Annotated in this window: 4 protein-coding genes; all 4 read left to right on the top strand. The window is 47.4% G+C overall.

Annotation, left to right across the window (positions count from 1 at the left end; all coding sequences use genetic code 11):
• Positions 1-963: 963 nt before the first annotated feature.
• The 4 genes from IQ270_RS25770 (at position 964) to IQ270_RS25755 (ending at position 8,257) form a co-directional block, all read left to right on the top strand.
• Entirely contained in the window at positions 964-1,866 is a 903-nt protein-coding gene (locus IQ270_RS25770) for an MBL fold metallo-hydrolase (RefSeq protein ID WP_193976012.1), read from the top strand.
• Positions 1,867-2,444: 578 nt separating this feature from the next.
• Positions 2,445-3,659, top strand: a complete 1,215-nt coding sequence (locus IQ270_RS25765) for a bifunctional riboflavin kinase/FAD synthetase (protein ID WP_193976011.1) — start codon at positions 2,445-2,447, stop codon at positions 3,657-3,659.
• Positions 3,660-4,028: 369 nt separating this feature from the next.
• Complete coding sequence (locus IQ270_RS25760; protein WP_193976010.1) at positions 4,029-4,937, top strand: MoxR family ATPase; 909 nt, start codon at positions 4,029-4,031, stop codon at positions 4,935-4,937.
• 221 nt (positions 4,938-5,158) lie between these two features.
• Complete coding sequence (locus IQ270_RS25755; RefSeq protein ID WP_193976009.1) at positions 5,159-8,257, top strand: esterase-like activity of phytase family protein; 3,099 nt, start codon at positions 5,159-5,161, stop codon at positions 8,255-8,257.
• Positions 8,258-8,344 lie beyond the last annotated feature (87 nt).

Below are 8,344 nucleotides of genomic sequence, written 5' to 3'. Positions count from 1 at the left end.
GGGCTATAGAGCCCATCCCACAAGAACAATAAAAATGGTAAGTTATTTAATTCTCATTCCTAAATTTCGAGCCATCACTACCAAAAATAGAGCACTTGAAGATTGTTTAAAAAAGTACGGCCCGTCAACACCGAATATTTCTGAATCACTTTTGAGACAGCCGGGGTGCAAACACAGCAGGCCTGCCGACAAAAACCGAAAACTAATAAATTTCTGAAATTAGGGCGATTTTGAGTGTTAGAAGCAGTTTTCCCAGAAATACGCGACGAAAACTTAGCCTTTTGCCCTCCTGTCCGGTCTCTCGGAATCTGTGAGCCGATGTCAGATCCGAGTGCGTTCAAAGCTTGAGCGTTTGGCTCGACAGCCGCAGGTGATGCCCTAAAATTCCAATAGTATTGTTTTACAATCAATAGCAGGATCGCTCCTAGACTGCTAAGATTATTGGATAATAATGCAAACAAATCAAGCCCGCTAAATTAGCCGTAATTCTGGTAGGGGCAGGAGCCACCGCGCCCGATCGCGAGGCGCAAACCACCCCAGATATCTAGATATTGCGGTCGATCGACCGGAGACGAGCGCATCCTTGTCATCATCCGGGTTCAAACCCGTAAGCCTGCAGCGCCAACAACCGACCGCGCCATTCTGTGTCGGCAAGTGCGGAGGCTGGAAAAATACAGGCGGCAAGACCAAACTCAGGCAGAACTGCTGCCCCAAATTGTGTCTGTAGAGGTTAGGCTAGTGAAGAAAAGAAAATAATAGTTGCGATCGAGACTTCATTAGTCTACCTTGTAATTTCTGACCCTGTCGTCAAGCTCAACAGTTTTGCATTCTCTGGCAAACGAGACTCTAGGCACCAATCGTGCAAAACTCGACAGTCAAAGAACTGAGGTTTGATGGCAAAGCCCTTACCAATATGTAAACATTTTACCGATGGCTCGCCGGAGTAATCTTGCAGGAAAACCCATGTCTAGTATGCAAAACCAGTTCACAGTTCACTTCTGGGGCGTTAGAGGTAGCATAGCGTCTCCCGGGGCTGAAACAGTACGTTACGGGGGCAACACGCCCTGTATAGAAATGCGAGTGGGTCAGAGCCGCCTAATTTTCGATGGCGGTACTGGATTGCGGGTTTTGGGACAAACTCTCCTGTCGCAGATGCCCGTAGAAGCTCATATGTTTTTTACTCACTCCCACTGGGATCACATTCAAGGATTCCCATTTTTTGTCCCCGCTTTTGTTAAGGGCAATTGTTTTCACATCTATGGGGCGGTTGCTCCTAATAAGGCTACGATCCAGCAGCGGCTCAACGACCAGATGCTTCACCCCAATTTTCCCGTGCCCCTGCAAATTATGGGGGCAGACCTGAAGTTTAACGATATAGAAGTGGGGAAACCGCTGGAAATCGGGGATATCAAGGTCGAAACTGCTTTGTTGAATCATCCGGGGGAAGCTATGGGCTACCGGGTGAACTGGCGGGGCTATTCGGCTGCTTATGTGACTGATACCGAACATTTTCCCGATCGTTTGGACGAAAATGTGCTGTATTTGGCTCGGGATGCTGAGGTGCTGATCTACGATGCTACTTATACCGATGAGGAGTATTATGCGGAGAAGACCAGCAGGGTCGGGTGGGGACATTCGACTTGGCAAGAAGCGGTGAAGGTGGCAAAGGCTGCTAATGTCAAAAAGTTGGTGATTTTTCACCACGATCCGGTACACAATGACGAGTTTTTAGACAAGGTGGGAGAGCAAGTGGCTCAAAGGTTCCCGAACAGTTTGATGGCGCGGGAAGGTTTGTCGTTACAGTTGCTGCCTCCTCATCAAGAGGTGTCTGAAGAATCGGTGTCTTCGTCTAAAGTGTCTGTCTGATGGATTTGAAATTGCCAGATGGTTGTGAAATCTTGAGGTGGAAAATCTAAAATTTAAGTTAGGGCTGACCTGAAAGACGGATACCAGCCCCAGGCGCTAGGAGTGGAAAACCAAAAAGTTTAAAAAGAAGAGAGAACTCCTAGAGGAGGCAGCATCTGGGGCTTTACCAAAAGCATTGTTTAGGCGATCGATCTCTTGAAGCGGTCGCCCTAGCAAGCGCGTCCCCGAACAACAGGGGCTTGATAATCTGGGGAGGGCGGATAGCACGCATGAATGCTGGCGCGTTCGATGTTCTCCCGAGGCGCTCGATTGTGGATTGACATACTCACCGACCGTCGCGGAGGGTGATTCTTGAGGCTTCACCCTCCGGCTGCAACCGAAGTTGTCTTACTCTGTCTCTGCGTCCGTTTAAAGTCTCCCAATGCCCTATGACGAGTTAATTTATTCTAGCAAAAAGCCGCGCTCAAAGGACGGGGCTTGTATCCCAATTTTTTGGTGAATTCTTCAATTCTTCAATTCTTTAATTCTGCAATCGACGCTTCGATCGCAATCAGGCTAAGTATGTCAAAATTTTAAGCGTGTTGGTAACTTCTTCTTGTACCTCTGCTCTGACTCCAACTGCCGTTGCCTTGGGAAACTTTGATGGTTTGCACCTAGGGCATCGACAAGTCGTGCAGCCAATTTTAAATCCATCGTCTAAGTCAAATTCTGCGACGGTTTCGGAGACAAGCCAAAACTTGCACTCCTTGACTGACACAGATCAAAATTGGGAAAGCAAACATCCGGCGACCTGCGACAACGACTCAGCAGCACCGCCCGATACAGCCGGCAGCGGCCTTAATTTCGATGGTTCGATCGGCCCCAAGGCCCAGGGCAACAGCTTCTCTGGCTTCGATTCTGATCCGGTCGATCGACTTTGCAGCACTGTGGTGACATTCGATCCGCACCCGCAAGAATTTTTTACAGGTCAACCCAAAAAACTGCTGACACCTCTGGCCCAAAAGGTAGAATTGCTAGCAGCAATGGGAGTCGAGCAACTTGTGCTGCTGCGGTTCGATCGAGAACTGGCGGCCTTGACTGCTGACGAGTTTGTCGAAGAAATTCTGGTGCGGCAACTGCAAGCGAGTCGAATTAGCGTGGGGGTTGATTTTCGGTTTGGGCGGGGACGCGCGGGGACGGCTGTGGATTTGCAGTCGATCGCCTCGGGTTACGGTATTGATGTTGCTCTGATACCCCTGTACAATTGCGCCCAAGGCGATCGGATCAGCAGTTCTGCCATCCGCGAAGGTCTGGCATCCGGCGACCTCAAAAAAGCCAATAAGTTGCTGGGGCGACCTTACAGTTTAGTCGGGACTGTGGTTGGGGGAAAGCGACTGGGTAGGACGATCGGATTTCCTACTGCTAATATCGAACTGCCGCCGGAAAAATTTTTACCCTGTTTTGGGGTGTACGCGGTGCGAGTCTCGGTAAAAAATGGAGGAGAAAATATCCAATATCGAAATTCTTCCTATAAGTGGGAAAATCCTAAATCTGTAATCGGCGATCGACCGTCAAATGTATCATTCATGAATGGGGTGATGAATATTGGCCGCCGCCCGACGGTAAACGGTTTACAACTAACTGTAGAAGTTCACCTGTTAGATTGGTCGGGAGATTTGTACGGTCAAACATTGAGCGCAAGTTTGGTAGAGTTTTTGCGACCCGAACAAAAATTTGCTTCTCTGGATGCTCTCAAAACTCAAATTCAAGCAGATTGTGATGTTGCTAGAAAGGTGTTAGCTGCTAATGGTTAATAGATATATTCCAAAAAAAAATTGTTAATCAAAATTTCGGACGATGCTCAAAGCCCATCCCACATTTCTTTTGTTGTGGGATGGGCTTCTAGCCCGTCCGAATTATGAATTCATTGTGTATAGTTTTGCTGGGGCGATTGAAATCGCTACTACACAAACGAAGTCCTAGCTGAGAGGAACTAGGAATCAAAGAACCAGCAATGAAAAACGAACAATTAGCAAAGTAAATCAACCTAATTAACGTAAAATGCGGAACGGTAAAAAGCTAGCTATGTATTTCTTCATTCCTTCTTGCTAACAAATAACAAATAACAAATAACAAATAACAACTGACAACTGACAACTGACCTCTACTTAAAAATCAGGGATATGAGAGAACATATTGAGCGGCTCAAACAAAATCTCGGTAAAACTATTGTCGGTAAAGCGGATGCTATTCGCTTGGTGCTAGTAGCCGTGCTTTCGGGCGGACACGCGCTGCTGGAAGACGTACCTGGTGTGGGAAAAACGCTGTTAGCGAAGTCTTTGGCGCGATCGATCGATGGCAAGTTTCAGCGGATTCAGTGTACTCCCGATTTGTTACCGACAGATGTCACCGGTACTAATATTTGGAATCCGCGCAGCGGAGAATTTGAGTTTTTGCCAGGACCAGTTTTTGCTAATGTTTTGCTTGCTGATGAAATCAACCGGGCGACACCGCGAACTCAGTCTGCTTTGCTGGAAGTGATGGAAGAAAAGCAGGTGACGGTAGACGGAATTTCTCGGAGTGTTCCGGCGCCGTTTTTTGTGATTGCGACTCAAAACCCGATCGAATATCAAGGCACTTTTCCGCTACCGGAAGCGCAGATGGATCGGTTTACGCTGTCTTTGACTTTGGGCTATCCCGAAGCGCTGGAAGAGTTGCAAATGTTGGAACGGCTGTCTGATACTTTTGCAGTGGAGGATTTGCAGCCTTGTATTTCTTTATCTGAGGTGCAGGAATTGCGCCGTTTGTGTGCTGCTGTGAAGGTGGAAGGCTCTTTGAAGCAGTATATTGTTGATTTGGTGCGATCGACGCGGGAAAATGAGGAAATTACTCTGGGGGTGAGTCCCCGCGGTGCGGTGGCTTTGCACCGGGCCTCGCAGGCATTGGCGTTTATTTCGGGCCGGGATTATGCTACCCCGGATGATGTGAAAGATTTGGCACCGCACGTACTGTCTCACCGATTGATTCCGGCGGGAGGAAGGAGGGCGAGGACGATTGTTGATAAGTTGTTGCGAGAAGTTGCTATTCCTTAAAAAGTTTGTAAGTAGGTTGCTCGCCATCAAAGTTAAAACTCGCTCTAAGAACAGTTAGATATCGATTATTGTCTGTGATACCAAACTTTTTTGGCGGGCGGCTACAGCCAGAAATTGCTTCAGTTTTTAACCAGTAAATAATTAGTCTTTAATCCTAGCGTGAGACGATACTCGCAAACCCGAAAATATTTGACTTCAGCGGGCTAGAGGAGTGACTTAAGGTGGCAGTAATTAACGGCACATCAGGGAATGACACATTAAGCGGGACGATCGCAGCGGACTTCATTTCTGGGTTGGGCGGCGATGACGCCATTTCCGGTCAGGAAGGAAACGATCGCCTTTTTGGTAATGCAGGTAATGACTTGTTATTGGGCGGATCGGGAAATAACGTACTCTACGGCGGTCGAAGCCGCGATACCCTTCAAGGTGGCGAAGGAGACGATTTTCTCTCCGGCGATCTCGATCGTGACATTTTGACTGGTGGTGGCGGTAAAGATATTTTTGCGATCGGGCGGATCGGCACCGCCACTACTGGCGGTTCCCAACTAGAAAATGCTGACGTGATTACCGATTTTGTCAAAGGTCAAGACTTAATAAGTGTCAGCGGCATTTCCCCGGCCAACATCGAAATTTCTAGAGGTATCGGCAATTTAAGCAACAGTATTATTCTCAAAAATTTAGCAACCAACCAATTTTTAGCGATTTTGGAAGGAATCATAAATTTCGATTCTGGAGATTTTATTGTTGCCGAAAATCCCGTTCCGGCAGTGCGCTTTTCTAGCTTCAACGCTTCTTTGAATCGTAATAATGCACGTCAGTTAATTACAGACCTTTCCACTTCTGACAATCAGCAAGCCAAGAATGTCGCTGAAACTATTCAGCGGGTAAATCCCGATGTTTTGTTAATTAACGAATTTGACTACGACAGCAGCGACACAGCCTTAAACTTGTTTCAGCAAAACTATCTGTCAGTCAGTCAAAATGGGGCAACTCCTGTTAATTATCCATTTCGTTATACAGCCCCTTCTAACACGGGGATTGCTTCCGGTTTCGATTTAGATAATAACGGTTCCGCTGTCACAGAAGTTGGCGGAAATGGATACGGCAACGACGCTTTCGGGTTTGGGAATTTTCCCGGTCAATTCGGAATGGCTTTGTACTCAAAATATCCGATCGATACGGCCAATATTCGCACATTCCAAAACTTCCTGTGGAAAGATATGCCCAGAGCATTTTTGCCGGATAACTCGTCTACAGCCGCCGCCAATGACTATTACTCACCTGCTGAATTAAACGTATTTCGCCTTTCGTCAAAGAGTCACTGGGACGTACCAATTAATATCAACGGCGAGATAGTTCACGCTTTAGTCAGCCATCCGACGCCGCCTGTATTTGACGGCCCAGAAGACAGAAACGGCAAGCGAAATCATGATGAAATTCGCTTGTGGGCAGATTATGTTGCTCCCGGCAAAGGTAGTTATATTTACGACGATCGCCGCACATTTGGCGGACTTGCACCCAATGCAAGTTTCGTAATTATGGGCGATCAAAATGCCGATCCAGTTGATGGCGATAGTTTTGACAATGCGATTTTGCAGTTGCTGAATAACTCGCGGGTAAATACAGGAGTCACTAGCGCAATTCCTGCAAGTTTAGGCGGGATTCAACAAGTAGCAGACGGCGGCAATAATGTCAACCAAAAAGGCAATCCGGCTTTTGATACGGCGGATTTTGGAGATGCAGGAACTGGATCGGGAAATCTGCGAGTTGATTATGTTTTACCGTCGGCTGATTTGCAAGTTAATAATGCTGGGGTATTTTGGCCTGTGACGAGCGATCCGCTGTACAGATTGGTGGGCGATCGCCAAACTGCGGACACTACTCCTACTTCCGATCATAGTTTAGTTTGGGCAGATATTGCTGTGGGCGATCGCTCTGGCCGCACCAGTGTCAAAAATATCAACTTCATCGGACAAGCTACTTATCCCACAGGTTCTGTCACTGTCCAAGGAACTCAACTCGGTGGACTTTCTGGCATTGATTACGACCAAGTTAACAACCGCTATTACAGTATTTCTGACGATCGTTCGGACAGAAACCCAGCCCGATTCTATACTCTGAATATCGATTTAAGCTCTGGCGCGCTGTCTAGTTCTGGGATTAATTTCTCTGGGGTGACAACACTGCTCAACCAAAACGCTCAACCTTTTGCTACTAATACTCTTGACCCGGAAGGCATCGGTTTAACGAGCAACCGCACGGTGTTTATTTCCTCAGAAGGCGAAGTCAGTCCCAACTTGGGTGCTGCCAGAGTTCAGAGTCCATTTGTGAACGAGTTTGGTTTAGGAAGCGGCCTGCTGTTGCGACAATTACCAGTGCCGTCAAAGTTTGTACCTGTGGTTCAGGATACTAACAACAATCAAGTTGTGGATACAGGAGATACGCCAACAGCGGGAGTTCGCAACAATTTAGCTTTTGAAAACATTACCATTACTCCTGATGGCAAATTCTTGTTTACAGCAACGGAGAATGCTCTGGTGCAAGACGGGCCGCTGGCGACAATTAATAGCGGTTCGCGATCGCGCATTCTCAAATATAATTTAACTACAGGACAGCCGGAACAAGAGTTTCTGTATCTAACTGACCCGGTGGTCCTTCCAGCAGTTCCAGAAACAGCTTTTAGTACCAACGGTTTAGTGGAACTGTTAGCCTTAGACAATCGTGGCACTTTCTTAGCACTAGAACGTTCTTTTTCCACAGGCGCACCAGGTACGGGAAATACCATCAAACTCTATGAAGTACGGCTAAATGGAGCCAGCGATATCAGCAGCATTAATTCGCTGAATGCGATTAACATTAATACTGTCAAACCCGTTGACAAACGCTTGGTTCTCAATTTTGACAGTTTGCGTTTGCCGACTGGTTTGGATAATGTGGAAGGCATGACTTTGGGGCCCGTGTTGCCGAACGGACAGCAATCTTTAGTGTTAGTCAGCGATAACAATTTTAGCGCTACTCAGTTTACTCAAATATTAGCTTTTGGGCTGGCTTTGGAGACTGAAATTCCCCGGCGGGCGCAGTCACTAGATATTGTGACGGATGGTGGTGCGATCGCGGGGGCGGTATCAAAAGACGAGACGATCGCCGATTTCAGAACAGTTATTGACTCGATGGGGTTTGATATCGAGCAGAATTATGCGATCAGCTCCACAGCAATAAATCTGGTTGGAGTCGGCGCAGTCAACCAACCACTGGCTCAAATAGCTGCCGATCGGAATGTCTTGTTATCTTTACCGCCGATCGATCGCGCGGGTAGATAAGTTTGTGAAGTGGAGTAGGGACACGGCGAAAGCCTTTGTCCCTGCGGGGCGTACTTCATAAACAGGAAATCTGCGGTACACTATAGC

Source organism: Microcoleus sp. LEGE 07076 (assembly GCF_015207455.1).
Lineage (GTDB): Bacteria > Cyanobacteriota > Cyanobacteriia > Cyanobacteriales > Microcoleaceae > Microcoleus.
The sequence above is the reverse complement of the archived record's forward strand: the minus strand, read 5'-3'. Positions and strand labels throughout refer to the sequence as shown.

Bases quoted from the DNA above. Each gene is read 5' to 3' on its own strand.
- IQ270_RS25770 (WP_193976012.1), top strand. From the start codon at position 964: ATGTCTAGTATGCAAAACCAGTTCACAGTTCACTTCTGGGGCGTTAGA.
- IQ270_RS25760 (WP_193976010.1), top strand. From the start codon at position 4,029: ATGAGAGAACATATTGAGCGGCTCAAACAAAATCTCGGTAAAACTATT.